This window comes from Kribbella sp. NPDC051936, assembly GCF_040680955.1.
Lineage (GTDB): Bacteria > Actinomycetota > Actinomycetes > Propionibacteriales > Kribbellaceae > Kribbella.
The window spans coordinates 419,827-446,216 of sequence record NZ_JBFAXS010000007.1; the positions used below are offsets into that span (position 1 = coordinate 419,827).

A 26,390-nucleotide genomic window follows, 5' to 3' on the forward strand; every position below is an offset into this window, starting at 1 on the left:
GCGCGGTCCTTCAGGGGCGGCCGAGGCTGTCGTAGGCCGCGTCGACCGCGGCCTCGCGGAGCTCGGCGACCGGCTCGTGGTCGATCATCACCGCACAGTCGGACAGCCCGCCCAGCGCGACCATGCACCGGACCGCGTCCGACAGCGACGGACTCGCGCCGACCAGGAGCTCGGCGAGCGTCCCGCGCCATTCGATGAAGCGGTCGGCGAGCTTCAGCTCGTGCAGCACCGACAGGTCGCGGATCGCGAGCCGGATCAGCGCGCGGTGCTGGTGGGCGAGGTCGAAGTAGGACCCGAGCAGCTCCCGCGGCGGGACCGGTGCGGCCGCTCGTTGCGCCGCGGCGTACGCCTCGAAGTCGGCGATCATCGGCTCGACCAGGCTGTTCAGCAGGTCCTCGCGGGACGCGAAGTGGTAGTACAGCGCGGGTTTGGTGACGCCGAGGCGGTCGGCGATGTCGCGCAGGCTGGTCTGCTGCAGCCCGCGCTCGGCGAACAGCTCCAGCGCGGCCTGCTGGATCCGCGCCCGGGTGTCGCCCGTCCGTCGTCTCGGCATACCCCGAAGATTAGCTGACCTTCCGGTAAGTAAGCCATTGACAATCGCACCCCCGTTTACTTACCTTCCGATAAGTAAGGAGGTTGTCACGATGAAGAAGATCCTGATCTCGGGTGCCAGCGTGGCCGGTCCGGTGCTGGCCCACTGGCTGCACCGGTACGGCTTCGAGCCGACGCTCGTCGAGCGCACGCCGGCCGGCCGCCACGGACTCGGCGGGCATGCCGTCGACCTGTTCAGTTCGGCCGCCGACGTCACCCGCCGGATGGGCTGCTGGGACGCGATCGAGGCGGCCCGCACGCGACTCGACGCGATGACGATCGAGCGGTTCGGCAAGCGCCCGGTCGAGGTCGACCTCAGCCGGATGTATGCCGGGATCTCGAGCCGGCACGTGGAGATCCTCCGCGGCGAGCTGACCCGGATCCTGTACGCCGCCACGCGTGACACCGCCGAGTACGTGTTCGGCGACTCGATCGCGGCCGTGCACGACGACGGCGCCGGTGTCGACGTGACGTTCGAGTCCGGGACGCAGCGCCGTTTCGACCTGGTGATCGGGGCCGACGGGCTGCACTCCAACGTCCGGCGGCTCGTCTTCGGTCCGGAGGAGCCGATGCTCCGGCCGCTCGGCGGATACCTCGCGGTGTTCTCGATGCCCGACGTCTTCGGTCTCGGCAACCACACGCTGTCGCACTTCTCCGTCGGCAAGCTGGTCGGCATCTACGGCGTCCACCAGACCGGTCAGGTTCGCGCCGGTTTCCTGTTCCGCGCGCCTGAGTTGCGCTACGACTACCGCGACAAGGACGAGCAGAAAGCCTTGCTGGTCAAGGAGTTCCGCGACTACGGCTGGAAGGTGCCTCAGTTGCTGGAGCACCTGGTGCCGGCCGAGGACTTCTACTTCGACTCGATCGCACAGATCACTCTGGACACCTGGCACCGCGGCCGGATCGGCCTGGTCGGCGACGCGGGCTACTGCCCCGGCCCGGCAGTCGGCGGCGGCACGAGCCTTGCGGTCATGGCGGCGTACATCCTGGCGGGTGAGCTGGCCGCGGCTCGTAGCGATCTGCCGTCCGGGCTCCGCAACTACGAGCGGACCATCCGGCCGGTCGTCGAGCAGAGCCGCCGGTTCGCACCGAAGGTGATGCGCACGATCATTCCGGCCGGTCCCCTGGCGTTGCGGCTGATGCCGACCGCAGCCGCCGCGCTGGCGAAGCTGCCCACATCGGTGCAGCGCTTCATCTGGTCGCAGAACTCGGTGGGCAAGGCGCTCAGCTCGGTCCCGATGCCGGACTACTCAGACCTGATCCAGCCCGAGCGCGGTCAGCCGGTCACGTAGCCAAGCGAGCTCCTTGGCGATCCGTTTCGCCAACGCCTGTTGGGTTCTGGGCGCACGCGGCCACACGTATACCTCCGACTCCAGGTGGTGCGTGAGTGGATGCCCGCCGCCGACCAGCCTGGTCAGACACTCGTCCAGTACGCCGGTTGTCGCGCTCAACGGATCCGGTGGCGCGGCATGGGCCGCCAAGTGCGCATGCATCCGCCAGGCCGCGTGACCGGACAGTTCGTTGGCCTGCGCCACGTCGTCGACGCCAGGGCCGCCCCACTCACGCACCTGCCGCAGGTACTTCGGTCTGCCGAGCTGACCGAGGGCGTAGCGACCGGACGCGTCCGACGGGTCCACGAGCGTCGGCGCGAGGGACAACTGCGCCTTGACCACATCCACGCCCGCACGCCACAACAGCTCGAACGACTCGGCCGGCTCCTCGAACTGCACCGCGAGATGACAGGTGTCGAGCCCCAGCCCGATGCGCGACCCGCCACCGTACGGACTGGCGTAGCGGTCCAGCCAGGCTGCGGCCTGACCGATCATCTCGAGGACACAGCCCGGCTCGGTCTCGACGGCGATCCGGATCGTCCGGCCGGTCCTGGTCTCGGTCCGGGCGAGATGTTGCTCGACGCGGTCGATCGCCTCGCGCGCGGCTCGATTGCGGTCCCTCGACCACGGCACCCGCCAGCCGAGCGGCACGGTCGAGATCGATCCGTACGGCGCGTCCGCGGGCAGCAACTCGGCCAGTACGTCGATCAGGTCGAGCGTGTAGCGGAGCCGTTCGGGATCGGTCCAGTCAGGGCAGTACAGCTTGGTGCCGACGACCTTGTCGGCGAACTGGGCGTGTGGGGTGCCGTTCAGCGTGACGACTTCCAGCCGGTTCCGGTGCAGCGCGCGGCGGAGCTTGCTGAGCGCGGACGGCGAGTTCGCCAGGCGATCGGCGAGCCGGTGCGGGAACCACAGGCCGACCCCGAGGACCGGCACGCCGAGCGCCTTCCGAACCGCACCGGCGCACGCATCGAGCCCGGCGACCAGCTCGTCGAGCTCCGCGGCCGGATGCACGGTCGCGCTGTACCCCAGGTGGACGGTCGAACCGTCCCGATGACGAAACCTCATCAGCACTCCTCACCCCGTGATGCCACTGAAGGTAGTCGCAGGCGGACTCTCCGTGACTTAGCAGCAGCGTAAGAGCCTGAAGGCTCAGGCGGAAGGGCTGATTTTCGGTTAGTCCTGCGAGGCCACCAGGTCGCGGGACCGGTCGGCGACCGCCATCGCGGCAAGGGCGGTCGTGAGCGGGACGGCCGCGATGATCCCGAGGCTGCCGACCAGGCCGCGGACCACCTCCATCGCCACCGACTCGGTGGACAGCACCGCCCGGCCGGGAAGGTCCTGGATGGCGAAGATCAGCAGTATCGGCAGCGCGGCGCCGGCGTACGCGAGGACGAGCGTGTTGACCACCGAGGCGACATGCGTCCGGCCGATCCGCAGGCCGGCGCTGACCAGCTCGCGACGGTTCGCGGACGGGTTCGCGGCCGACAGCTCCCAGACCGCCGCGGCCTGGGTGACGGTCACGTCGTCGAGCACGCCGAGCGCGCCGATCACCATCCCGGCGACCAGCAACCCGGTCAGGTCGATGTCCGGCGCCAGCGCCTTGGCCCCGGATGCCCCCTCGGACGCCAGGCCGCTCAGCTGGCAGAACTTGGTGAAGAACCAGCCGAGCAGCACCGTCAGCCCGAGCGCGGCGACCGTCCCGGACAGCGCGATCGAACTCTCCGCATTGATTCCATGGGTCAGGAACAACGCGATCGCCATGATCACCGTGCCGCCGACGACCGCGACGAGCAGCGCGTTCTCGCCCTTCAGGATCGCCGGCAGGATGAACTGCGTCAGCATCACCGCGGTCACCGCGAGCGCGATCAGCGCCGCGAAACCGCGCCAGCGCGAGAGTGCGACGACGGCGACCGCGAAGATCGCGGCCAGCCACAACAGCGGCTTGGTCCGGTCGTGATCGACATAGGAGTACCGGTCGGCGACCTTCGGTGCGTCCTGGACACCGAGCATGATCGACTGGCCGACCTTGACCGGGATGGACGTCTGGCCGGCCTTCGGCACCTGCACCGGGATGACCGCGCCCTTGTCGGCCCCGGTGGTCAGCTCGACCGTCGCCTCGTCGCACTGGTCCTTCACGTTCGGGCAGGCCTTGACCGCGGTGACCTCGCCGCGCGCCGTGGCGGTCTGGTACGACGCGACCTTCACGTCACCGCCGGGCCACATCACGATCATCGCCACCACGGCGGCCAGCAGCAGCGGGACCAGCACCGCGGCGACCACGATCCGGACCCGGCGGGCGACGATCGCGTCGGAGTTCACCACCGACGTGTCGACCACATGATCCCCGTGACCGTGTCCATGTCCGTGTCCATGCCCGTGACCCGGCGGAATATCGAGCGCCCGGCGCAGGTTGCGCTTGGGGTCGGCGCGTCGTCGCCCGACGTTGCGGCTGGCCAATCTGAACTCCCTGTTTTGACAATCAGTTCCAGTTAAATGAAAATGATTGTCATGAGATCTGGTCTTCGAGCTGTTGTCGCCGGCGCCACCGCCCTGGCCGCCCTCACCCTGGCCGGGTGCGGCGGCTCCGCCAACGACTCCGGTGGCGGCAAGCTCGACGTCGTGGCTTCGTTCTACCCGCTCGAGTTCATCGCCCGCACAGTGGGGGGCGACGCGGTGCACGTGACCACCCTGACCGCGCCCGGTGTGGAGCCCCACGACCTCGAGCTGACCCCCAAGCAGGTCGGCGAGATCGCCGAGGCGAAGCTGGTCCTGTTCGAGAAGGACCTGCAGCCCGCCGTCGACGAGGCCGTCGAGCAGAACGCGAAGGACGCCGGCTTCGACGTCGCCCCGGCCGCGCAACTGGAGGCGACCGGCGCCGACTTCGAGGAGCACGAGGAAGGCGCCGAGGCGGCCGCGCACAAGGACGACGCCCTCGACCCGCACTTCTGGCTCGACCCGGTGCGCTACGCCGCGGTCGTCAAGGCCGTCGAGGACCGGCTGGTGAGCGTCGACAGCGCCAACGCGGCCGGGTACCACGAGCGCGCCAAGGCCCTGCTCGACCAGGTCGGCAAGCTCGCCACCGACTACAAGACCGGTCTGGCGAGTTGCAAGCTGAAGACGTTCGTGACCAGCCACGAGGCGTTCGCCTACCTGGCGAAGCGGTACGGTCTGACGATGGTCGGGATCGCCGGATTCACGCCGGACGCGGAGCCGGCACCGGCCCGGATCAAGGAGGTCCAGGACATCGTGAAGGCCCAGCACGTGACGACCATCTTCTACGAAGAGCTGGTCAGTCCGAAGGTGGCCGAGACGATCGCCGAGGACGTCGGCGTCAAGACGGCCGTGCTGAGCCCGATCGAGGGCCTGTCGGACGCCAACTCCCAGGAAACCTACCTGACCCTGATGCGGCAGAACCTGCAAGAGCTACAGAAAGCGAACGGCTGCTCGTGACAGTAGAACCGGCAGAACCGGCAGAACCGGCCAAGGCCGTCCAGGTCGCCGATCTCTCGGTCGACCTGGGCGGCCGCCTGGTGCTTCGGGGCATCGACCTGCAGATCCGCCAGGGCGAGGTGGTCGCCGTGCTCGGCACCAACGGCTCCGGCAAGTCCACGCTGATCAAGACCGTGGTCGGGCTGCTTCCCGCGGCCCGCGGCGAGGTCCGGTTGTTCGGGACGCCGGTCCCCCGGTTCCGCGACTGGCGCCGTGTCGGCTACGTGCCGCAGCGCATCACCGCGGCCGGCGGCGTGCCCGCGACGGTGTACGAGGTGGTGTCGTCCGGCCTGCTGTCGAAGCGGCGGCTGTTCACGCCGCTCGGCGCCGCCGGCAAGCAGGCGATCGAGGAGGCGCTCGAGGTCGTCGACATGGCCGACCGGCGCAAGGACGCGGTCGCCGAGCTGTCCGGCGGGCAGCAGCAGCGGGTGCTGATCGCGCGCGCCCTGGTGTCCGGCCCGGAGTTGCTGATCCTCGACGAGCCGACGGCGGGTGTGGACCTGGCCAGCCAGCAGATCTTCGCCGACGCGATCCGGGAGCGGGTCGCGCGCGGCACGACCGTGGTGATGGTGAGCCACGACCTCGGCCCGATGGACGCGCTGATCGACCGCTCGGTCGTGATGCGCCGCGGCCGCATCGTGTACGACGGCCCGCCGCACGCCTCGCAGACGCACGCCCACGTCCACCACTCGCACACCACCGACGACGAACCGGGGTGGCTCCCGTCATGACCATGTTCCAGCTGGAGTTCATGCAGCGGGCCCTGATCGCGGGCCTGCTCACCGGGCTGTCGGCGCCTGCCATCGGGACGTATCTGGTGCAGCGGCGGCTGTCGCTGATGGGTGACGGCATCGGCCACATCGCGATCACGGGTGTGGCGCTCGGCCTGCTGACCGGCAGCGCACCGGTGCTGACCGCCATCATCGTCTCGATCGCCGGAGCGACCGCCATCGAGCTGGTCCGCGCCCGCGGCAAGGCCACGGGCGACGTGGCGCTCGCGCTTCTCTTCTACGGCGGCATCGCGGGCGGCGTACTGCTCATCGGACTAGCAGGTCAGGGCGCAGCCACGCTGAACACCTACCTGTTCGGTTCACTCACCACCGTCTCCCAGAGCGACCTGTATGTCGTCGTCGGCCTGGCCGTCGCCGTCCTGGTCGTCGCGATCGGCCTCGGCCCGCAACTGTTCGCGGTCTGCCAGGACGAGGAGTTCGCCCGCACGACGGGGCTCCGGGTCCAGCTGCTCAACCTGGTGATCGCTGTGATGGCCGCGGTCACTGTGACGGTCGCGATGCGCACCGTCGGGCTGCTGCTGGTCAGTGCACTGATGGTTGTTCCGGTCGCGACGGCGCAACAGATCACGCAGTCGTTCCGCAGTACGTTCATCACCGCATGCGTGATCGGTGTGGCGGCTTGTCTCGCCGGCATCGTCACGTCGTACAACGCGGACGTGGCGCCGGGCGCGACCATCGTCGTACTGGCGCTGGCCGGGTTCGTCGTCGCGGCGACGGTCGGGACGCTGCTGCGACGGCGGGCCGGCCGCGCGCGTCCACTCGCGGACGAGGAGCCGGAGATCGGCGTGCCGGCGCCGGAGCCGCATGTGGTGAGCGCCGGGCACCCGCACGCGCACAACCAGGAGTGCGGGCACAAGAAGGTCGAGCACGGCGACCATGTCGACTACGTGCACGACGGGCATCTGCACGCGGCGCACGGCGACCACTGGGACGAGCACTGATGCAGCAGCGATGCAGCAGTGATGCAGCAGTGGGTTGCTGACTTCTGAGAGACTGGACGGCGGTAATGAGATGACAGGAGGAACGGTGGCTATCGGAACACGCTCGACCCGTCAGCGCGCGGCGGTCGCGCACGCGCTCGACAAGATCGACGACTTCCGGACCGCCCAGGAGATCCACCAGGAGCTTCGGTCCGCCGGTGAGGCCGTCGGCCTGACCACTGTCTACCGCACCCTGCAGGCGCTCGCGGACTCCCGCGAGGTCGACGTCCTGCGCACCGCCGACGGCGAAACGGCGTACCGGCGCTGCTCGAAGGGTCACCACCACCACCTGGTCTGCCGCAACTGCGGGCGGACCGTCGAGGTCGAAGGCCCGGCCGTCGAGCGCTGGGCCGACAAGGTCGCGGCCGAGCACGGGTACGCGGACATCAGCCACACCCTGGAGATCTTCGGCACCTGCGCGGAGTGCCAGAAGGCGTGACGTAGGTCACCTTTGCCTTTGAGCGCACTCGAAGGCATACGGTCGTAGACATGAACGCGACCGAGGTACTGGAGCCGATCGACCGGGACCTGCTGTGCCTGCTCGAGCTGCCGGAGGATCTGCCCGAGCAGCTGTCGATCGCGGAGGCCTCCGAGCTCACCGGCCTCACCGCGCACACCCTGCGGTACTACGAGCGGATCGGTCTGCTCGACGTACGCCGGGACGCCGCCGGCTACCGCAGCTACGACGAGCGGGCGATGGCGCGGATCGTGTTCATCAGCAGGCTGCGTGCCTCCGGCATGCCGATCGGCACGATCAGCCACTATCTGGAGCTGGTGCTCGAGGGGGACCACACCGCACCCCAGCGGCTCGCCCTGATGCAGGAGCACCGCGACCGGATCCAGCGGCAGCTGCGTGATCTGCAGCTCGCCCTCGCGGTGACCGACTACAAGATCACCGTGTACGGCGGCACCGCCGCCCCGTAACCGACCACTGAGCTCAGCCGACCGTCGCGGACGCTCGGCCGGCGGAGCCATGCCATCTGAAGGCCATCTGAAGGGAAGACTCTGATGAAACTGGGTAGCCAAGGCGCCGAGGTCAGCCGGCTCGGACTCGGCTGTATGGGGATGAGCTACGCGTACGGCACGACCGACGACACCGAGTCCGCCGCGACACTGCACCGCGCCCTCGATCTCGGTGTGACGTTCCTGGACACCGCCGACATCTACGGCTTCGGCGCCAACGAGGAGCTGATCGGCCGGACGATCGCGGACCGCCGCGACGAGGTGTTCCTGGCGACGAAGTTCGGCATCACCGGAGATCCGCTCACCGACGCGGTGCGGGGCGTGAACGGGTCGCCGGACTACGTCCGGTCCGCGATCGACGCGTCGCTGCGGCGGCTGGGCGTCGACCACATCGACCTGTACTACCAGCACCGGATGGATCCCGGCGTGCCGGTCGAGGAGACGGTCGGCGCGATGGCCGAGCTCGTCGAGGCCGGCAAGGTCCGGTACCTCGGCCTGTCCGAGGCGTCCGCGGAGACGATCCGGCGGGCGCACGCCGTCCATCCGATCACCGCGGTGCAGAGCGAGTGGTCGCTGTTCAGCCGCGACATCGAGGAGTCTGCGCTGCCGGCCTGCCGCGAGCTCGGCATCGGGATCGTGCCGTACTCGCCGCTCGGGCGCGGCATGCTCACCGGCGCGCTGCCCGCGGACCTTCCGGCCGACGACTTCCGCCGCACCTTGCCGCGTTTCTCCGGTGACAACCTGGACGCGAACCTCGCCCTGGTCGAGGAGATCCGCGCGGTGGCCGGCCGGTACGACGCGACGCCCGGCCAGGTCGCGCTCGCCTGGGTGCTTGCGCAGGGCAACGACGTGGCGCCGATCCCGGGCACGAAGCGGCGCAAGTACCTGGAGGAGAACGTCGCGGCGCTGCGACTGGAACTGTCCGCCGCCGACGTCGAGGCGCTCGCGAAGCTGACGCCGGTCGGCACCCGCTACCCGGACATGAACTGGGTCGCCGGGCAGACCGCACCGCGCGACTGATACACTGACCGCAGTAAGCCTTCCGTACCGGACTCTTCCGGCGGGAGGCTTTTCTGCGTTTCCGACCCTTTCGAAGGAGACCTATGTCCGATCTTCTGGTGCGCCGTGTGGAGCCTTCCGACCGACCCGTGATGGAGCGGCTGTGGTTGATGTTCCGCCACGACATGTCCGAGTTCCAGGGCCAGCTCCCGCGACCCGACGGCAGCTACCGCACCGAGTGGCTGGACAACGCCCTGACCGGCCATCCGGAGTGGGCCGGGTACGTCATCTCGCTCGGCGAGAACCCGGTCGGGTTCTGCCTCATGCGCGCACTGCAGCAGCCGGTACATGTGCTGAACGGGTTCTTCATGGTGCGACCGGTGCGTCGCAGCGGCTTCGGACTGCGGGCAGTCCAGGAAGTGCTGGCGCACCACCCCGGCCCCTGCGAGGTCGCCTTCCAGGCCAACAACGAGAAGGCGGTCAGGTTCTGGCAGCGGGTCGCCACCGAGATCTCCGGCGACGTATGGACGCAGGAGGCTCGGCCGATCCCGGGCAAGCCGGACGCGCCGCCGGACCTGTGGATCTCATTCAAGGTGTAAGGGCAGGTCGAAGTACGCGAACAGGTCCTGGCCGAAGAACACGACGTTGTGAGTGATGCCGGCCTTGGTGACCGTGAACACCTGCAGGCTGTGCGCGTGGAAGCGTCCGTCGTCCCCGCGCACGTAGGCGCCGACGGCCGGCTGCTGGTTGGCCACGGTCGGCAGCACTCGCCAGGCCGGGCCGCGCATCGCGTACACGCGGGCCATGAACTCGCCGTACGCGTCGCGCCCGACGTACCAGAGCGGGGCCGGCGGCATCTCCAGGACGACCTGGTCGGTGAGCAGCCGGGTCAGGCCGTTGACGTCGGCGGCCTCGAAGGCCCGCACGTAGTCGTCGATGACGGAACTGGTCTCCCGGTCGTCAGGCTCGTCGACGTCGTCCTCGGTGATGTCGATCTCGGCCAGCCTGGCGCGGGCCCGCTGAAGCGCGCTGTTCACACTTGCGGTCGTGGTTTCCAGCGCCTCGGCGATGTCCGCGACCGGCCAGTCGAGGACGTCCCGCAGTACCAGGACGGCACGTTGCCGGGCCGGTAGGTACTGCATGGCAGCGATGAGGGCGAGCCGCAGACTCCCCTGGGCGGCGATCGCAGCGGCCGGGTCGCCGGCCGTCGGAAAGGGCTGCAGCCAGGCCACGTCCGTGTTCAGCTCGATCGCCGCCTGGGCATCCTGGCTTGCACTGACGAGTCCCGACGGCAGCGCGCGCCGGCCCCTGCCTTTGAGAGCAGTCAGGCACGCGTTGGTGGCGATCCGGTAGAGCCAGGTCCGTATCGAGGCGCGCTGCTCGTCGTACGAGTCAGCGGCGCGCCACGCACGCAGCAGCGTCTCCTGCACCAGATCTTCCGCGTCCTGGATCGACCCCAGCATGCGGTAGCAGTGCACCAGCAACTCACGCCGGTGCGGCTCGGCCCGCAGGTCGAATTCGTCACGGTCCATCGAGGTCAGCCTCCCACGGTTCGGTTTCCGGAGTACGTACCGCGCAACCTCGCGAAAATCATCGGTCGGCCGCCGATGAATCCTGCCGACCCGCCAGGTATACCCCACGTCCCGTGCAGACAAGGGAGAAACCTGATGACCGCTGTAACAACCACCGACCGCCCGGCGGGCCCGGACACCCGGCGCGGGCTGATGCTCGCCGTCCTGCTCCTCGGCCAGTTCATGGCGCTGCTCGACACCTCGATCGTGAACGTCGCGATGCCGGCCATCGGTGCCGGCTTCCACGCCTCCGGCGCTTGGCTGCAACTGGTCGTCGGCGGCTACCTGGTCGCGTACGCGATGATGCTGGTCACCGGCGCGCGGCTCGGCGATCTCTACGGTCGCCGCCGGACGTACGTGACCGGCGCGATCCTGTTCACCCTCGCGTCACTCGCCTGCGGCCTGGCCCCGGCGATCCTGCCGCTGGTGCTGTTCCGCTTCGTGCAAGGGATCGCGGCGGCGCTGATGGTGCCGCAGATCATGAGCCTGATCCAGGCGCATTTCACCGGTCCCGCCCGGGCCAAGGCCTTGTCGGCGTACGGCGTGACGCTGTCCGCCGGTCAGGTCGCCGGGCTGATCGCCGGTGGGCTCCTCGTCGGGGCGAACCTGCTCGGCTCCGGGTGGCGCCCGGTGTTCCTGGTGAACGTCCCGGTCGGCATCTGCCTCGCCTTGCTCGTACCGCTGTCCGTGCCGGCGGACCGGCCGGGCGCGACGCGCCGTCTCGACGTCATCGGCCTGGCGCTGTCGACCTGCGCCGTACTGCTGATGGTGCTGCCGGCGGTGGTCGGTCAGGAGGTCGGCTGGCCGCTCTGGACCTTCGGCTGCAGCGCCGCCGGGGTGGTGGTCGCGGTGGTCTTCGTACGGTTCGAACGGCGGCTTGCGGACCGCGGCGGCGACCCGCTGCTGAACCTCGACGTACTGCGCGCCCGCGGTCTGCCATCCGGTCTCGTGACGCTCGTCTGCACGCTGCTGGCGATGGGCGGGTTCCTGTTCACCTTCACCCTCCACCTGCAGAACGAACTCGGTGAATCCCCTGCGCAGGCCGGTCTCACCTGGCTGCCGTTCGCCGTCACGTTCGGCCTGGTCGGCTACTTCTGGCGTGCCCTCCCGCGCCGAGTGCACCACCTCGTCGTTCCCGCCGGCCTCGCGTTGTGCGCGCTCGGCTATGCCGGCGTCAGCCTGTCCGTTCTGTGGCCTGGTCTCGTCCTGGCGGGCGCAGGCATGGGTCTGGCCGCGAGCCCGCTCGTCACCCAATCCCTGGTCCACGTGCCGTTGGCCCGCGCCGCCGACGCGAGCGGCATCCTCACCACCGCCATGCAACTCAGCCAGGTCGGCGGCGTCACGCTCTTCGGAACGCTGTTCCTGTCGCTACGGTCCTTCGGCACGACGAGCTGGTCGATCGCGCTGACGGCCGCGATCGGCATCGTCGCGGCCGGCTTCCTCGCCCGGGCGGTCCGAGCTCGCTAGAAGACGACGACCGAGCGCAGGACGTCCCCGTGATGCATCTTCGCGAAGGCGTCCTCGACCTCGTCCAGCGCGATCGTCTCGGAGACGAAGCGGTCCAGCGGCAGGCGGCCCTGGAGGTGCAGGTCGATCAGCAGCGGGAAGTCACGGGTCGGCAGGCAGTCGCCGTACCAGCTCGACTTGAGCGAGCCGCCGCGGCCGAAGAAGTCCAGCAGCGGCATCTCCAGGCGCATGTCGGGAGTCGGTACGCCGACCAGCACGACCGTGCCGGCCAGGTCGCGGGCGTAGAACGCCTGCTTCCAGGTCTCGGGCCGGCCGACCGCGTCGATCACGACGTCGGCGCCGAAGCCGCCGGTGAGCTCCTGCACCGCCGCGACGACGCCGTCGTGGTCGAGCGCCTTGGAGTTCACCGCGTGCGTGGCGCCGAGCTCCTGCGCGGTGGCGAGCTTGCGCTCGTCGATGTCGATCGCGATCACCTTCGCGGCCCCCGCGAGGCGGGCGCCGACCACGGCCGCCGTACCGACGCCACCCGAACCGATCACGGCGACGGTGTCTCCGCGGCCGACGTTGCCGGTGTTGAGCGCGGCGCCGAGGCCCGCCATCACGCCGCATCCGAGCAGGCCTGCGACCTCGGGCTTCGCCGCCGGGTCGACCTTCGTGCACTGCCCGGCCGCGACCAGGGTCTTCTCCGCGAACGCCCCGATGCCGAGCGCGGGGCTCAGCTCGGTGCCGTCGGCCAGCGTCATCTTCTGCTGCGCGTTGTGCGTGTTGAAGCAGTACCAAGGCCGGCCCCGCAGGCAGGCACGGCAGTTGCCGCAGACCGCCCGCCAGTTCAGTACGACGAAATCGCCCGGCTGCACGTCGGTGACGCCGTCGCCGACCGCCTCCACGATCCCCGCGGCCTCGTGCCCGAGAAGGAACGGGAACTCGTCGTTGATCCCGCCCTCACGGTAGTGCAGGTCCGTGTGGCAGACCCCGCACGCCTGCACCTGTACGACCGCCTCACCCGGACCCGGGTCCGGGATCGTGATCTGTTCGATCGTCACCGGCGCACCCTTGGCCGCCGCCACCACACCACGCACCGTCTGAGCCATTCCCCGAACCTAGCCGCCCGGCCCTCCCCACGTCACCACCCGGCGCGCCGCCGCACCCCACACCCCGTCCTTGAGCCCCCACCAACCATTCCGAGGCCGCGAGAACGGTTGGTGGGCGCTCAAGGACGCCCTGTCCACCGGTCGGGGGACAGGGCGTCCGCCGAGCGGTGCTCCCGGCGGGTGGTCGGGGGCGGCCAGAGTTGGGGTATGGAGAACGACGACGCAGTGCGGGTGCGCGGTCTGGTCAAGAGGTACCCCGACAAGGTGGCGGTCGACGGGGTCGACCTGGACATCCACCGGGGCGAGGTGTTCGCCCTGCTCGGGCCGAACGGGGCCGGCAAGACGACGACCACGGAGATTCTGGAGGGGTATCGCCGGGCCGACGAGGGCGAGGTGAGCGTGCTGGGCACCGACCCGGCCCGCGGCGACCGATACTGGCGGGCGCGGCTCGGGATCGTCGCGCAGACGACCCGGGACGAGGCGGTGCTGTCGGTCACGGAGATGATCAGGCACTTCGCCGGGTACTACCCGAACCCGCGCGACCCCGACGAGGTGATCGCCGCGGTCGGGCTCGAGGAGAAGCGCCGGACCCGGGTACGCAACCTGTCCGGTGGGCAGCGTCGCCGGCTGGACGTCGCGCTCGGCGTGATCGGCAACCCGGAACTGCTGTTCCTCGACGAGCCGACCACCGGGTTCGACCCCGAGGCGCGCCGCCAGTTCTGGACTCTGATCGAGGAGCTCCGCACCGAGGGCACCACGATCCTGCTCACCACCCACTACCTCGACGAGGCCGAGCACCTGGCCGACCGGGTCGGCGTGATCGCCGACGGCCGGATGGTCGAGGTCGCGACGCCGGACACGCTCGGCGGCCGCGGCGCCCGCACCGCGCGCGTCTCCTGGCTGACCCCGGACGGCCCGCGCGAGCTACGCACCGACCGCCCGACCGCCGAGGTCGCCCGGCTGATGGCCGAGTACGGCGGCTCGGAAGTACCGGAGCTGCAGGTCCGGCGGCCGAGCCTGGAAGACATCTACCTGGAACTCATCGGAGTGGCGAGCGCCGCCCCGGAACCGGAAGGAGCTCTCGCGTGAGCCCCGAAGTGAGCACCGTACTGCCGTCGCCGCTGAAGGTCGGACTGTCCCGCACCGGAATCGAGGTGAAGGAATTCTTTCGCGAACGCGAGCAGCTGATCTTCACGTTCTTCTTCCCGATCATCTTCCTCGGCATCTTCTCCGCCGTGTTCAGCGGCACCGACTTCTCCGGCGGCGTCACCGCCGCGACCTACTTCACCCCCGGGATGATTGCCTCCGGCATCTTCCTGACCAGCTTCCAGTCGCTGGCCATCGCGATCGCGATCGAGCGCGACCAGGACGTCCTCAAGCGGCTGCGCGGTACGCCGATGTCGCCGCAGTCGTACTTCATCGGCAAGATCGGCATGGTCCTGGTCACCTCGGTCCTGCAGTTCGCGCTGCTGCTGACGATCGCCGGCCTGCTGCTCGGCGTCGCCGTCCCGACGTCGCCGGAGAAGTGGCTGAACTTCCTCTGGATCTTCGTGCTCGGCACCGCGTCCGGCTCGGTGCTCGGCATCGCGTTCTCGGTCGTCCCGAAGTCCGGCCGGGCGGCGTCCGCGGTGGTCACGCCGGTCGTCCTGCTGCTGCAGTTCATCTCCGGCGTGTACTTCGTCTACAGCAGTCTGCCCGCCTGGATGCGGACGGTGTCGGAGTTCTTCCCGCTGAAGTGGCTCGCGCAGGGCATGCGGTCGGTGTTCCTGCCCGACGGGTACCAGGTGAACGAGCCGGGCGGGTCCTGGCAGCTCGGCACCGGCGCGATGGTTCTCACCGCCTGGCTGCTCGTCGGCCTGTTCCTCGCCCAGCGCCTGTTCCGCTGGACCCGCCGGGACGCGGGCTGATGGACCGCCCCGCCTGGACCGGACCGCGGGTCTGGATCCTGGCGTGGAGGATGATGGGGTCCGTGCAGAGCTCACGAGACGGTGCCGGGCAGCCCGTCTGGACACGGACACTGATCGGCTGGCACATCGTGTTCTGGGTCCTGCTCGGGATGACGCTGGCCCTGTCGTTCACCGGCGAGCTCGGCGCCACGCGGCAGGCGGTGTACGCCGGGACGGTCGTGCTGCTCGGCGCGGCGTACCAGTTCGTCGGGCTGCCCGCGGTCCGGTCCCGGCGGGCGCTCCCGTCGTACACCTATCGGCTGGTCCTGATCGCCTGCCTGATGGTGCTGATCGGGATCTACCCGCAGTCGGTGTTCCTGATGTTCATCGCGTCGGCGCAGATCTGGTTGCTGTGCGAGGACATCCGTGAGGGCGTCGGCCTCAGCCTGCTGCTCGTGGTCGGCGTCGGTACGGCGCAGTTGTGGAGCGCCGGGTGGGGCTGGGACGCGTTCTGGGAGATCCTGCCGTGGATGCTGGTCAGTCTCGTGGTCAGCCTGCTGTTCGGGATCTGGATCGAGAAGGTGATCACCCAGAGCCAGCAGCGCGCCGAGCTGATCGAGCAACTCGAGTCGGCCCGGGACGAGCTCGCCGAGGCGCACCACAGCGCCGGCGTGATGGCCGAGCGGGAGCGGATGGCGCGCGAGATCCACGACACGCTCGCGCAGGGCATGACGTCGATCGTGATGCTCGCGCAGGCCGCCGCCGTCGAGCTGTCCCGGGGCGGGACCGACGGCGCCGCGGCCCGGCTGGCGGCGATCGAGGACACCGCCCGGGAGAACCTGGCCGAGGCGCGGGCACTGGTTGCCGCGTTCACGCCGGTCGCGTTGTCCGAGGCAACCTTGACCGAGGTGCTGCGCCGGCAGGCGGAGCGGTTCGCCGCGGAGACCGGGGTCGACGTACAGGTAGCGCTGGACCTGCCGGACGACGAGGTCGCGGCGCTGCCGCAGGCGCAGCAGGTCGTGTTGTTGCGGTCGGCGCAGGAGGCGCTGGCGAACGTCCGCAAGCACGCGGCGGCCACGCAGGTGCTGATCACGCTCGGGCTGTCCGACGGCCGGGTGTGGATCGAGATCCGCGACGACGGATCCGGGTTCACGCCGGGTTCGGTGTCGGGCGGCTTCGGGCTGAGCGCCATGCGCGGGCGGGTCGAGGAGTCCGGCGGCAGCGTCGAGGTGGAGAGCAGCCCCGGTCACGGCACCCGGGTGCAGGTCCTGATTCCGGCAGTACAGGAGGATGTGTGATCCGGGTTCTGGTGGTCGACGATCACCCCGTCGTACGGTCCGGGCTGAGCGGGATGCTCTCGGTCACCGACGACATCTCCGTCGTCGGCGAGGCGGGTGACGGTTTCGAGGCGCTCGCCCTGGTGCAGTCGACGGTGCCGGACGTCGTACTGATGGATCTGCGGATGCCCCGGATGGACGGGGTGGCCGCGACCGGGGCGATCGTGTCCGGCTACCCGTCGACGCGGGTGCTGGTGCTGACGACGTACGACACCGACACGGAGATCCTGCACGCGGTCGAGGCCGGCGCCGCGGGATACCTGCTGAAGGACACGCCGCACGTCGAGCTGCTGAACGGGATCCGGGCCGCCGCGCGCGGTGAGACCGTCCTCGCGCCGCCGGTCGCAGCGCGGCTGATGTCGCGTCTGCGGACGCCGGCAGCGCCGGCCGCGGCGCAGCCGTCACCGCGCGAACTCGAGGTGCTGGCCGCGGTCGCCCGCGGGCTCAGCAACGCCGAGATCGGACGCGAACTGTTCATCGGCGAGGCGACGGTCAAGACCCATCTGCAGCGGCTGTTCGCCAAGCTCGACGTCGACGACCGGACGCGAGCAGTCACCGTGGCGATCGAACGCGGCCTGCTCCCCTCACCCGGCCGCTAGCGCTGCACTCCGGCTTCCTGCGCGGGTCCGTCCAGCCGGCGGCGCAGTTCCTCCTGCGAACTGCTCTGAACCTGCTGGTCCCTGGGAGTGGGGTTCGTTGCGGCCTGCACACTCTTCGCCAGGTCCTTGGCGTCCCTCTCCGCGTCCTTGGCCGCGACCGCCCCGTCGATCGCCTGCTGCGTCGCCTTCTCGACGGCAGCCTTGTTGGCCACGACCGGAACGTGCGCCTCACGCACCCTGCTCTGCGCGGCCACGAGCTCGCCCCGCAGGCTGTTGCTGGTCGACGTGACCCGCTCGGCCATCTGACCGCTTCTGAGATGAGGTGGGTCCTGCTCGAAGCGGGAGGTGATCTTCCGCACCGCCTCGACGCGCTCCACGACCTCCGCGACAGCCTCGTGTGCCTTGTCGACAACGCCTTTGACGCCTCGGACGTTCGCGAGCAGATTCTTGTCGCCGTCGTACTCCGGCATGCGGTCGAGCGCGTCGGCGTGCTCCGCGGCCGTGCCGAGCTGCTTGCTGCTGCGTTCCAGGCGGTCGCGCAGGTCAGCCAGGTCCTCCCACGTCTCCCGGAGCGCCGACGGGATGTTCGCGGCCTCACCCACCGAGTTGCTGAACGTGCTCCACAGCGCCCTGTCCGCCTCGTCCGACTCCGCGACGTCCTTGCCGGTTGCCGCTACCTGCCGCTTGCGACTCGCGTCCTGCTCCCGCGCGGAGACCCGCTCGGAGGAGTCGGCCAGGGACTGTACGTCGCTGAGCCGGCGGGTCAGTGCGTGGTAGACCTCCTGCTCGCCCAGCACGCGCTCGGCGCGTACGAGCACGTTCTTCGCCTCGTCCATCGCCGACGCGACCTCATGCGTCCGCCCGGCAACCTCGGCCAGATCCACCATCAGCTCTCCCAACGCCCCGCTCGCTCGTCCTGCTCTTGCTGCTTGTCTAGCTGCTCGTGCTGCTCGTGCTGCTCGTCGTGCTCGTGCCCGTCGTGGTTGTCGGCGGGGAGTCTGGCGCGGATGGACTCGGCCATCCGGCGTACCTCCTCGCGCGCGGCGAGCAGTTCCCGCTCCGCGGTCTGCCGCGGTGTCTCGTGCTCCGGCACGCTCCAGCTCCTGTCGTCGGGGAGTCCTCCAACGACCATGGACGCGACCGTACCCGTCCGCGGTTCCACCCGGTCTCAGGTCTGCGGCGCGACCTCGTTCGGCACCGCACCGCCGTACCGCCGGTCGCGCTGCGCGTAGATCTCGATCGCCCGCCACAGATCGCGGCGGTCGAAGTCCGGCCAGAGTGTGTCCAGGAACACCATCTCGGCGTACGCGAGCTGCCACACCAGGAAGTTGCTCGTCCGCTGCTCCCCGGACGACCGCACGAACAGGTCCACCTCGGGGATGTCGGGCGCGTACAGGTGCCGGGCGATCGTCTGCTCGGAGATCCGGTCCGGCTTCACCTTGCCCTCGGCAACCTCCCGCGCGATCGCCCGCATCGCGTCCGCCAGCTCCGCCCGGCCGCCGTAGTTCACGCAGAACTGCAGCGTGATCGTGTCGTTGTCCTTGGTCCGCTCCTGCGCGTACTCCAGCTCGTCGATCACGCTCTTCCACAACCGCGGCCGCCGCCCCGACCACACCACCCGGACCCCCATCGCGTCCAGCTCGTCACGCCGCCGGTGGATCACCTCGCGGTTGAACCCCATCAGGAACCGCACCTCTTCCGGCGACCGCGCCCAGTTCTCGGTCGAGAACGCGTACGCCGAGATGTACTTCACCCCGATCTCGATCCCGCCCTTGATCACATCCAGCAGGCTCGCCTCACCCGCCTTGTGCCCCTCGGTCCGCGCCAGCCCCCGCTGCTTGGCCCACCGCCCGTTCCCATCCATCACGATCGCCACATGCCGCGGCACCAACTCCTTCGGCACCCCCGGCGGCCGAGCCCCCGAAGGATGCGGCTCCGGCGCCACCACCACCTTCCGCTCCCGCACCCCCACCAACCCACGACCCCGACGACGACCAATAGGCGACATACCCCGCAGTCTTCCACCCACCCCACCCAAGCCGACCAGCCACCAGGCCAGCACGCACGGCGTGAGGCTGCACGGGCGTGAGCGCGTACCGGGCCTGAGCCCGTGGCCGCTGACAACGCACGGATAAACGAGGTACCGGGGTGATGAGCACGGGCACGTACGTACGGGCTGATTCGACAGACGGCTAATCAGCCCAACCCGGTGCTGCGAACGGCTCCTCCGGCGCCGTCACTGCAGCAACCTGCAACCTGTGGACAACCCACCCCGCCGAACACCCTCCGTATGCCACCCTTACACCAACAGCACCCAAGAACGGAGCCCCACCACATGCCCCGCCGACCGGCCCTCGCCTCAGCCACAGCAGCCCTCTGCGCCGTATCTGCGCTCACCGCCTGCCAAGGCTCTCCCGAAGCCGGCCAGCCCAACACAACTCCGACCTCCTCAACGACCTCCCCCACCCCGACCCCAACCGCTCCCTCAACGCCGACCTGGACCACGGAGGAACAGGCGGCTATCACGGCCGCCAAGTCGCGCTACCTCTCGGCACGAGCTGCCATTGACACCGCGCTCAACAATCCGCCCGCCGCGTCGAGAGAAAAGCTGCTGCAGGCCGGTACCGGGGGAAAGTGGCTCGTCCAGGTCCTGACTGACGTGCAATTCAACCTCGAGCGCGGCTGGTACTCCGACGGAAGAGCCAGCGTGGAGGGGGTCTCCATCGCATCGGTCAAGCTCAAGGCTGAGCAGCCGGAGGTGCGTCTGAATGCTTGCCTGGACACTTCGAAGATTTCTCTGCGCTACCAGGCAACGCGGAAGCCTGTTCCCGGTATTCCCGCAAACGGAAATCGCCACAAGGTTCAGGCTCAAGTCGTGTACGCGCCGACTGTCGGCCAGGCCACCAAGAAATGGTTCTTGATCGACGAGAAGGACCTCGGGTCATGCTAAGGCGTTTCGTCCTTCTCGCGGTGACGACCCTCGCGCTGATCTCAACGCAAGATGTCGCATCGGGGTGGGCAGCAACAACTCGCATACCCAAGCCCGAAGGCAACTACATCCTGGTCTGCAACAGCTACCATATCTGCTCCTGGAGGCTCCGCTCCGTGGTTCAGGACAAGCGGCCAACGACGGAGCCGGGAAAGAAGCCCGCCAAATCGGGCACGAGGACGCCCGAACGAGTCTGCATGGACGGTGGCGCCGCACGGTCATGTACCTCGAACCTCGGCAACTGGTCAAACAGCCAGCAGTGCTACCTAGCGAGACTCGAGCCGCAGCCGCCGAAGAGCGATCCCTCATGGCAAGGACACACTGACGGCGCCATCTGGAACTGTGTTCGCGAGCAAGGCACGCGTTTCGTGACGCGGTGGGTCTGGTTGCCTGGTCGGCCTGACACCGTTGTGGTTGACCCGGTAACGCTGGTGTACCAGGCGGTCGGAGAGATGCAGTTGGGGCCGCCGCTCATCAAGACGGCGCCGGATGCCGGGCAGGTTGGGTTGGTGAATATTCCGGTTTGGTTGTGGGTGACCAAGTCGGAGAACACCTGGGGGCCGATTGTTCGGAGTGCGAGTGTGCCTGGGTTGAGCGTGACGGTGACGGCTCAGGTGAAGGCGGTCAACTGGGCTATGGGCGACGGTAAGACGGTTCGGTGTGAAGGGCCGGGGACGCCGTACGACTCTTCGATGGGGGTCAAGGCCTCGCCTACTTGTGGGCATCGGTATGTGAAGACCTCGCGGGAGTTGGCCAACTGCAAGTATCCGGTGACGGCTACCGCGCAGTGGGATATCACCTGGCAGAGCACATTAGGGGATAGCGGGCAGATCTCCATGACTCAGCAGGCCGCGACCCAGTTGCGGATCGGGGAGGCGGTTCCGGTGCTCGTGGATCCGGATGGGGGCGACGCGGTCGCGCCGGCCGAGGAGCGGTGCTGACGCGGAATTGCTCGCGGTGGAGGCAGTCCGCGGTTATCCACAACGAATCTGCAGTTCGCGCTGTGTGAAGCATTCGGCGACTAAAATCTGGCTATGTTCGAGCCGACGATGGACTCACGGATCTACCTGCTGGACGACGACGAGCGGCACACTGCGCCGAGCGGGCCAGCGGTGATCCGGCCCGACGGCGTCCGCGAGGACATCCCGCCGCAGGTGTACCGGGCGGTGGCGCACGTGCTCGAGGCCATGCGGGCGGGGCAAGCGGTCAAGGTCGTTCCGTTGCGGACGGAGTTGCCGATCGATGAGGCCGCGGCGGCGATCGGTATGCGGCCGGACGACCTGCGAAAGAACGTCGCCCAGGGCGCAGTCCCGTTCCGGTCGACCGAGTACGTCGATTGGGTGCGGCTGGCCGACCTCATCGAGTGGGACAACAAGCGGTACGCGGAGCAGCAGGCCGCGCTGGACGAGCTGATGGGCGGCGACTCCGCCGATGACGGCGAACAACCATGACTGAACGGGAAAGGCCCGAGTCGCCGGTCGTCGAACGAGCCTTTCTGGACGCGAACGTGATCCGTGGGCAGCAGACGACCGACGTACTGCTGTCGATGGCGAGCCGCCAGGTGTTCGAGCCGCGCTGGACGCAGAACGTCCTTGACGAGATGCGTCGAAATCGTCCGGACGGTCTGTCCGCGGCGGACATCGACAAACGCATCAACGCGATGAACCGCGCGTTCCCTGACGCCCTCACCGAGGCCCCTCCCCAGGGTCTGCAGGACCAGATGCACGCCGACGCCAAGGACAAGCATGTGCTCGCCGGAGCCGTGTCCAGCGAGTCGGATGTGCTGGTGACCGACAACATCAAAGACTTCCACGCGCCGTCGACCGGATCACACGCGATGCGCGTCGAGCCTCTGAACCAGTTCCTCAGCCGGAAGCTCCACGAGGACCCCCAGCGAGTTCAGGGTGCGCTGCAGGACATGCTGAAGCGCTACAAACGAGATCCGCGCACGATCCCGGCGCTGATCGACGCGATGGCCGAAGGGCAGGAGCTGCAGGGGTTCGCACAGCAGCTCAACGCGGTAGTGCCGGAGGATCAGCGTGGCAGGTCGGCGGCGTTGACGGCGGACCTGCGCGGGACGGCTCAGTACGTCGCCTTCGAAGGCATCGCTCAGCCTGGTGCGCCGCAAGCACCCTCGACCGCCCCCGAGACGCGGAAGGCGGATGCTCACGGCATGGAGCGGACCAAGGGCAACGAGCGGGATCAGTAGCAGCTGCTCAGGAGCCGCCGGGGGTTAGGTCCAGGTGGGGTAGGGAGCGGAGTTGGTTTTCTTGGTGGTAGGTGAAGAAGGCGGCTATCAGGCCGGTGGATTCTCGGCGGGTTCTGGGGTCGGCTTGGAGGGCTGTGGGCCAGTCGCCGGTGAGGAGGGCGGCCAGGTGGGTGACGGTGGCGGGGGACGGCATGGCTGAGGCGGGTGGGCGGCAGGAGGTGCAGACCATGCCGCCGGCGGCGGGGTTGAAGGCTCGGTGGGGTCCTGGCTCGCCGCAGCGGGCGCAGTCGTCGAAGGACGGGGCGTAGCCGGAGATCGCCAAAGACCGCAACAAGAAGGAATCCAGGACCAGGGCCGGCTCGCGTTCGCCGGTGGACAGGACGCGGAGCGCGCCGGCCAGGAGCAGGTGCTGCTGGATCGCCGGTTCCTTCTCCTCGACGACGAGGCGGTCGGCGGTCTCGAGCAGGACGGTGCCGGTGGTGTACCGCGCGTAGTCGCCCACGATGCCCTCGCCGTACGCCGCGATCGACTCGGCCTGGGTGACGACGTCGAGGGTGCGCCCGGTGGCGAGCTGCAGGTCGACGTGGCTGAACGGCTCCAGCCGGGCGCCGAACCGTGACGACGTCCGCCGGACTCCCTTGGCGACCGCGCGGACCTTGCCGTTGGCCCGGGTCAGCAGCGTCGCGATCCGGTCCGCCTCACCCAGTTTCTGGGTGCGCAGCACGATCGCCTGATCCCGGTAGAGCGGCACGTCAGTAGTGTCTCACTGAGCGCGGACATACTCCTCAAGGCCGGTCGGTTCGACTCCGGTGATGTCACGCACCGCGGTCGTCACGCCCGACAGTTCCCCGCTGGCGATGGCGGCGTACGACGTGACCCAGCCGGCCACCTCCCATGCCGGAGCGCCGTACGACTCGCGCGACCGGTACGCCTCGTCCAGCGTCTCCGGCTCGTACCGCACCTTCCGCCCCAACGCATCGGTCAGCACCGCCGCCGCCTCGGCCAGCGTGAACGCGCGAGGCCCGGTCAGGTCGTAGGTAGCGCCGGAATGCCCGTCCGACGTCAGGACCGCGGCCGCGACGGCCGCCACGTCGTCTCTAGCGACCGCGGCGACCCGCCCGTCCCCCGCCGGGCCCCGGATCACGCCGTCCGAACCCACGAACCCGGGCACGAAGTCGAGGTAGATGTTGTCCCGCAGGAACGTGAAGTCGACCCCAACAGACCGGATGTGCTCCTCGGTGTGCCAGTGATCCCGCGCGAATGTGAACGTCGCGCCGGGCGCCGCCCCGACGAACGAGGTGTACACGATCCGCTGCACACCCGCCGCCACCGCCGCGTCGACCGTGGCCTTGTGCAACGCCACCCGGTCCGCCGACTCGCTCGCGCTCAGCAGCATCAAGACGTCGACGCCATCAAAAGCAGACAAGAGAGCGGCATGTTCGCCGTACGCCGCCTGCGCCACCGTGGCGCCCGGCACCGACGGAGCCCGCGCCGGGTCCCGCACGATCAGCCGCAGCGGTTCGCCGGTCAACCGCGCGACGATCCGGGACCCGAGCTGTCCGGTCGACCCGGTGACGCCGATCACTTGCCCACCAGGTCCATCCCGCCCTGCTGGTACCGCTGGCCTGCCACCGCGTCCGGCGGGAACGCCGCGTCGAGGTCGGCCAGCTCGGAGGCGGTCAGCGTGACGTCCACGGCGCCCAGGTTCTCGGCCAGGTACTTGCGCCGCTTCGTTCCCGGGATCGGCGCCACGTCATTGCCCTGGGCAAGCAGCCAGGCGAGCGCCAGCTGGCCGGCGGTGACGCCCTTCGCGGCGGCCAGCGTCTTGACCTGCTCGACGAGGTCCAGGTTGCGCTGGAAGTTCTCGCCCTGGAACCGCGGCAGCCCGCGCCGCATGTCGTCCTCGGGGAAGTCGGCCTCGGACTTGATCTGCCCGGTGAGGAACCCGCGCCCGAGCGGGCTGAACGGGACGAACCCGATGCCGAGCTCGCGCAGCGTCGGCAGGACGACGGTCTCCGGGTCCCGCGTCCACAGCGACCACTCGCTCTGGACGGCGGTGATCGGGTGGACGGCGTGGGCCGCGCGCACCGTGTCGCCGTTCACCTCGGACAGCCCGAGGTACCGCACCTTGCCCGCCTCGACCGCGGCGGCCATCGCTCCGACGGTCTCCTCGATCGGGACCTGCGGGTCGCGCCGGTGCAGGTACCACAGGTCGATGTGGTCGACACCGAGCCGGCGCAGCGAGGCGTCCAGGGCCTCCGCGGCGTACGCCGGTGAGCCGTCCACGACGGTCGGCACCGCCGACGCCGACGACGGGCGCTTGAAGCCGAACTTGGTCGCGAGCACCACCTGGTCGCGGCGGCCGGCCAGTGCGCGGCCGACGAGTTCCTCGTTCTCGCCGTCGCCGTACACGTCGGCGGTGTCGATGAAGGTGCAGCCCGCGTCGATGGCCGCGTGCAGCGTCGCGACGGACTCCGAGTCATCGGCGCGGACACCGTACGACTGCGACATGCCCATGCAGCCGAGGCCGAGGCAGGAAACGGTCAGGTCACCGAGCTGGGATTCACGCATGCCCCGAACTTACCCCTTGTGCCCCTCAGCTTGCCGCCCTGGTTCTCACGAAGTTCGCACGGGCCTCTCACAGGTCGAGCTGGGTGGGTGTGCTCGGTGGGCCGTTCGCCAGCAGGCGGCGAACCAGCTCCGGGAGGTCGCGCGGAGCGAAGCGGCCCTTGTGAGCTAGCAGTTCGTCGAGGGTCCACCAGCGCAGCTCGTGGACGTTCTCGGCGGCGAGCTCGGCGGCAGTCATCGAGCCGGCCGGGGTGAAGTGGTCCGCGCGGATCAGGAAGTAGTCGTTGAGGACGCCGTCGTAGCCCGTGGCGTGGCCGTCGGCAACTACTTCCTGGTGCCAGAGGTGGACGGGGTCGGCGAAGCCCGTCAGGCCGACCTCCTCGACGAGCTCGCGCCGCAGTCCCTCGGCCACGGTCTCACCGGCTTCCAGGCCGCCGCCCGGTGTCGCCCACAGCGGCCCGTCCGCGAACTCGAACCGGACCAGCAGGACGCGTTCGTTCTCGTCCACGATCAACCCCCGAGCCGCCGGGCGGAGCCGTGGCAGCCGGAGCTCGAGCTCGCGGTGCTCCTCGACGGCACGGAAGCCGAAGCGGGCGTTGACCTTGCGCATCGGGGCGTTCGTCAACGCCGTCCAGGTGTGCAGGAAGCGTTGCGTCGTCCGATGCTTGGCCAGCTGTTCCAGGTTCGCAAGCTTCAGGAACGTGCCGAGGTTGTGGCCGCGGTGTTCCAGCAGGACCAGCGTGTCGTCCTGCTGGGCGTTCACGGCATCGGCCCGCGGCAGGTAGATCAATGTGTAACCGGCCGGCTCACCGGCGAGGGTGTGCGCCATCGTCACCAGCGCGAGGTAGCTCCGGTCGATCCGGGCCTCACTCGCCTCCAGCTTCTCGACCGTCCACGGCACGACCTCACGCGTCATGCCGCCGGTCGGCACGTCGAGATCCATCGCGGTGTGCAGGTCGGCGTACGCCTGCTGGTGCTCCGGCGGGCACAGCCCCGCCCACGACGTCAGCCGGTACCCGTCGAGCCGCCCGGCATCGGAGCGCAGCTCCTCCAGGCGCAGATCGTCGTACGGCAGCGGTACGACGAGATGCTCCTCGACGTGCTCGACCTGGAATCCGAGCCGCGCAGCGAACGCCGCCCCGGGCGACCCGGCAGCCGGTACGGCGACCTCGGCCTGCACGATCGTCCGCCCGAGCTGCGCGGCACGGGTCGCGGCCCACTGCCACAGCGCCGTGCCGATCCCCCGCCGCCGGTGGGCGGGTGGAACGTCGATCTCGACCTCGACCGTGTCGAGGTTGTCGTTCAGCCGGTACTCGAACAGCATCGTGCCGAGCACCCGGTCGTCCTCGAACGCGCCGACCACGATCCGCCGCTTCAACGGGCTCGGGTTGCGCAGCGAGTACCCGAGCGCCTCAGGTCCGGTCACCAGCGCGGCCTCCCGGCCGGCGACCGCGCCGGCCCGGAAGGCGTCGTACCACTCGTCGAACAAGGCCAGGTCGGCCGGGTCGATCTCGCGCATGCTGATC

General features: G+C 69.4%; 29 protein-coding genes. 17 read left to right on the forward strand and 12 right to left on the reverse strand.

The features are described 5' to 3' along the window. Positions 1–10: 10 nt before the first annotated feature. A complete protein-coding gene (locus AB0L64_RS26370) occupies positions 11–553 on the reverse strand; it encodes a helix-turn-helix domain-containing protein (protein WP_363714162.1) in 543 nt (180 codons plus the stop codon). Between the two features lie 91 nt (positions 554–644). On the opposite strand from AB0L64_RS26370, the gene AB0L64_RS26375 reads away from it, so the two are divergent. Further along, positions 645–1,883 carry an FAD-dependent monooxygenase gene (locus AB0L64_RS26375; RefSeq protein ID WP_363714164.1) on the forward strand — a complete coding sequence of 413 codons (1,239 nt, stop codon included), beginning with the start codon at positions 645–647 and terminating at the stop codon, positions 1,881–1,883. Here the strand turns inward: AB0L64_RS26375 and eboE are convergent. Beyond that, entirely contained in the window at positions 1,842–2,990 is a 1,149-nt protein-coding gene (gene eboE, locus AB0L64_RS26380; RefSeq protein WP_363714166.1) for a metabolite traffic protein EboE, read from the reverse strand. The two genes, AB0L64_RS26375 and eboE, sit on opposite strands and share 42 nt — an antisense overlap. Before the next feature lie 108 nt (positions 2,991–3,098). After that, positions 3,099–4,382: a YibE/F family protein gene (locus tag AB0L64_RS26385; protein ID WP_363714168.1), complete on the reverse strand. Its 1,284-nt coding sequence runs from the start codon at positions 4,380–4,382 to the stop codon at positions 3,099–3,101. 51 nt (positions 4,383–4,433) lie between these two features. Between AB0L64_RS26385 and AB0L64_RS26390 the strand changes: the two genes are divergently transcribed. The 7 genes from AB0L64_RS26390 to AB0L64_RS26420 all read left to right on the forward strand — a co-directional run bounded on the left by AB0L64_RS26390 (position 4,434) and on the right by AB0L64_RS26420 (position 9,746). Then, on the forward strand, positions 4,434–5,375 hold the full coding sequence (locus AB0L64_RS26390) for a metal ABC transporter substrate-binding protein (protein ID WP_363714170.1): 942 nt from the start codon (positions 4,434–4,436) through the stop codon (positions 5,373–5,375). Continuing rightward, positions 5,372–6,145: a metal ABC transporter ATP-binding protein gene (locus AB0L64_RS26395; protein WP_363714172.1), complete on the forward strand. Its 774-nt coding sequence runs from the start codon at positions 5,372–5,374 to the stop codon at positions 6,143–6,145. The genes AB0L64_RS26390 and AB0L64_RS26395 overlap by 4 nt, the downstream gene beginning before the upstream one ends. Next, positions 6,142–7,146, forward strand: a complete 1,005-nt coding sequence (locus AB0L64_RS26400) for a metal ABC transporter permease (protein WP_363714174.1) — start codon at positions 6,142–6,144, stop codon at positions 7,144–7,146. The genes AB0L64_RS26395 and AB0L64_RS26400 overlap by 4 nt, the downstream gene beginning before the upstream one ends. An 85-nt stretch (positions 7,147–7,231) precedes the next feature. Beyond that, complete coding sequence (locus tag AB0L64_RS26405; RefSeq protein WP_359932284.1) at positions 7,232–7,624, forward strand: Fur family transcriptional regulator; 393 nt, start codon at positions 7,232–7,234, stop codon at positions 7,622–7,624. Between the two features lie 50 nt (positions 7,625–7,674). Further along, on the forward strand, positions 7,675–8,109 hold the full coding sequence (locus tag AB0L64_RS26410; protein WP_363714177.1) for a MerR family transcriptional regulator: 435 nt from the start codon (positions 7,675–7,677) through the stop codon (positions 8,107–8,109). An 84-nt stretch (positions 8,110–8,193) separates the two neighbouring features. Then, positions 8,194–9,168: an aldo/keto reductase gene (locus AB0L64_RS26415; RefSeq protein ID WP_363714179.1), complete on the forward strand. Its 975-nt coding sequence runs from the start codon at positions 8,194–8,196 to the stop codon at positions 9,166–9,168. Positions 9,169–9,251: 83 nt separating this feature from the next. Beyond that, on the forward strand, positions 9,252–9,746 hold the full coding sequence (locus AB0L64_RS26420; protein ID WP_363714181.1) for a GNAT family N-acetyltransferase: 495 nt from the start codon (positions 9,252–9,254) through the stop codon (positions 9,744–9,746). On the opposite strand, the gene AB0L64_RS26425 is transcribed toward AB0L64_RS26420, so the two are convergent. Continuing rightward, positions 9,732–10,679 (reverse strand): sigma-70 family RNA polymerase sigma factor, encoded by a 948-nt coding sequence (locus tag AB0L64_RS26425; protein ID WP_363714183.1) that lies wholly within the window; start codon positions 10,677–10,679, stop codon positions 9,732–9,734. The two genes, AB0L64_RS26420 and AB0L64_RS26425, sit on opposite strands and share 15 nt — an antisense overlap. A gap of 135 nt (positions 10,680–10,814) precedes the next feature. Here AB0L64_RS26425 and AB0L64_RS26430 point away from each other — a divergent pair, with 135 nt between their 5' ends. Next, positions 10,815–12,185 carry an MFS transporter gene (locus tag AB0L64_RS26430; protein WP_363714185.1) on the forward strand — a complete coding sequence of 457 codons (1,371 nt, stop codon included), beginning with the start codon at positions 10,815–10,817 and terminating at the stop codon, positions 12,183–12,185. Here AB0L64_RS26430 and AB0L64_RS26435 read toward each other — a convergent pair. Then, positions 12,182–13,276, reverse strand: coding sequence for an S-(hydroxymethyl)mycothiol dehydrogenase (locus tag AB0L64_RS26435; protein WP_363714187.1), 1,095 nt, complete (start codon positions 13,274–13,276; stop codon positions 12,182–12,184). The two genes, AB0L64_RS26430 and AB0L64_RS26435, sit on opposite strands and share 4 nt — an antisense overlap. A gap of 207 nt (positions 13,277–13,483) precedes the next feature. Between AB0L64_RS26435 and AB0L64_RS26440 the strand changes: the two genes are divergently transcribed. From AB0L64_RS26440 to AB0L64_RS26455, 4 genes are read left to right on the forward strand one after another with little or no spacing between them, the layout of a single operon-like run. Further along, the gene (locus AB0L64_RS26440; protein ID WP_363714189.1) at positions 13,484–14,365 is read left to right on the forward strand and encodes an ABC transporter ATP-binding protein; all 882 of its coding nucleotides are present in this window, start codon (positions 13,484–13,486) and stop codon (positions 14,363–14,365) included. Then, positions 14,362–15,183, forward strand: coding sequence for an ABC transporter permease (locus AB0L64_RS26445; protein WP_363714191.1), 822 nt, complete (start codon positions 14,362–14,364; stop codon positions 15,181–15,183). Before AB0L64_RS26440 ends, AB0L64_RS26445 begins: the two co-directional genes overlap by 4 nt. Positions 15,184–15,236: 53 nt before the next feature. Further along, positions 15,237–16,460 carry a sensor histidine kinase gene (locus tag AB0L64_RS26450; RefSeq protein ID WP_363714532.1) on the forward strand — a complete coding sequence of 408 codons (1,224 nt, stop codon included), beginning with the start codon at positions 15,237–15,239 and terminating at the stop codon, positions 16,458–16,460. Continuing rightward, positions 16,457–17,098, forward strand: a complete 642-nt coding sequence (locus AB0L64_RS26455) for a response regulator transcription factor (RefSeq protein ID WP_363714193.1) — start codon at positions 16,457–16,459, stop codon at positions 17,096–17,098. The genes AB0L64_RS26450 and AB0L64_RS26455 overlap by 4 nt, the downstream gene beginning before the upstream one ends. On the opposite strand, the gene AB0L64_RS26460 is transcribed toward AB0L64_RS26455, so the two are convergent. Genes AB0L64_RS26460 through AB0L64_RS26470 form a run of 3 tightly spaced genes read right to left on the reverse strand, consistent with a single transcriptional unit; the run spans position 17,095 to position 19,106 of the window. Next, on the reverse strand, positions 17,095–17,985 hold the full coding sequence (locus AB0L64_RS26460) for a hypothetical protein (RefSeq protein ID WP_363714195.1): 891 nt from the start codon (positions 17,983–17,985) through the stop codon (positions 17,095–17,097). The two genes, AB0L64_RS26455 and AB0L64_RS26460, sit on opposite strands and share 4 nt — an antisense overlap. After that, positions 17,985–18,230, reverse strand: coding sequence for a hypothetical protein (locus tag AB0L64_RS26465; protein ID WP_363714197.1), 246 nt, complete (start codon positions 18,228–18,230; stop codon positions 17,985–17,987). Before AB0L64_RS26465 ends, AB0L64_RS26460 begins: the two co-directional genes overlap by 1 nt. 36 nt (positions 18,231–18,266) lie before the next feature. After that, entirely contained in the window at positions 18,267–19,106 is an 840-nt protein-coding gene (locus AB0L64_RS26470) for an isoprenyl transferase (protein WP_363714199.1), read from the reverse strand. A 327-nt stretch (positions 19,107–19,433) separates the two neighbouring features. Between AB0L64_RS26470 and AB0L64_RS26475 the strand changes: the two genes are divergently transcribed. From AB0L64_RS26475 to AB0L64_RS26490, 4 genes are all read left to right on the forward strand, one after another. After that, positions 19,434–20,048 (forward strand): hypothetical protein, encoded by a 615-nt coding sequence (locus AB0L64_RS26475; protein ID WP_363714201.1) that lies wholly within the window; start codon positions 19,434–19,436, stop codon positions 20,046–20,048. A 20-nt stretch (positions 20,049–20,068) separates the two neighbouring features. Beyond that, positions 20,069–21,028 (forward strand): hypothetical protein, encoded by a 960-nt coding sequence (locus AB0L64_RS26480; protein WP_363714203.1) that lies wholly within the window; start codon positions 20,069–20,071, stop codon positions 21,026–21,028. 93 nt (positions 21,029–21,121) lie between these two features. Then, positions 21,122–21,538 carry a hypothetical protein gene (locus AB0L64_RS26485; RefSeq protein WP_363714205.1) on the forward strand — a complete coding sequence of 139 codons (417 nt, stop codon included), beginning with the start codon at positions 21,122–21,124 and terminating at the stop codon, positions 21,536–21,538. Beyond that, the gene (locus tag AB0L64_RS26490; protein WP_363714207.1) at positions 21,535–22,296 is read left to right on the forward strand and encodes a PIN domain-containing protein; all 762 of its coding nucleotides are present in this window, start codon (positions 21,535–21,537) and stop codon (positions 22,294–22,296) included. The genes AB0L64_RS26485 and AB0L64_RS26490 overlap by 4 nt, the downstream gene beginning before the upstream one ends. Before the next feature lie 7 nt (positions 22,297–22,303). Here AB0L64_RS26490 and recO read toward each other — a convergent pair whose 3' ends face one another. The 4 genes from recO to AB0L64_RS26510 all read right to left on the reverse strand — a co-directional run bounded on the left by recO (position 22,304) and on the right by AB0L64_RS26510 (position 26,383). Continuing rightward, the gene (recO, locus tag AB0L64_RS26495) at positions 22,304–23,047 is read right to left on the reverse strand and encodes a DNA repair protein RecO (RefSeq protein ID WP_355688950.1); all 744 of its coding nucleotides are present in this window, start codon (positions 23,045–23,047) and stop codon (positions 22,304–22,306) included. Between the two features lie 12 nt (positions 23,048–23,059). Then, positions 23,060–23,881: an SDR family oxidoreductase gene (locus AB0L64_RS26500; RefSeq protein WP_363714210.1), complete on the reverse strand. Its 822-nt coding sequence runs from the start codon at positions 23,879–23,881 to the stop codon at positions 23,060–23,062. Next, on the reverse strand, positions 23,878–24,867 hold the full coding sequence (locus tag AB0L64_RS26505; RefSeq protein ID WP_363714212.1) for an aldo/keto reductase: 990 nt from the start codon (positions 24,865–24,867) through the stop codon (positions 23,878–23,880). Before AB0L64_RS26505 ends, AB0L64_RS26500 begins: the two co-directional genes overlap by 4 nt. A 67-nt stretch (positions 24,868–24,934) precedes the next feature. After that, on the reverse strand, positions 24,935–26,383 hold the full coding sequence (locus AB0L64_RS26510; RefSeq protein ID WP_363714214.1) for a GNAT family N-acetyltransferase: 1,449 nt from the start codon (positions 26,381–26,383) through the stop codon (positions 24,935–24,937). Positions 26,384–26,390 lie beyond the last annotated feature (7 nt).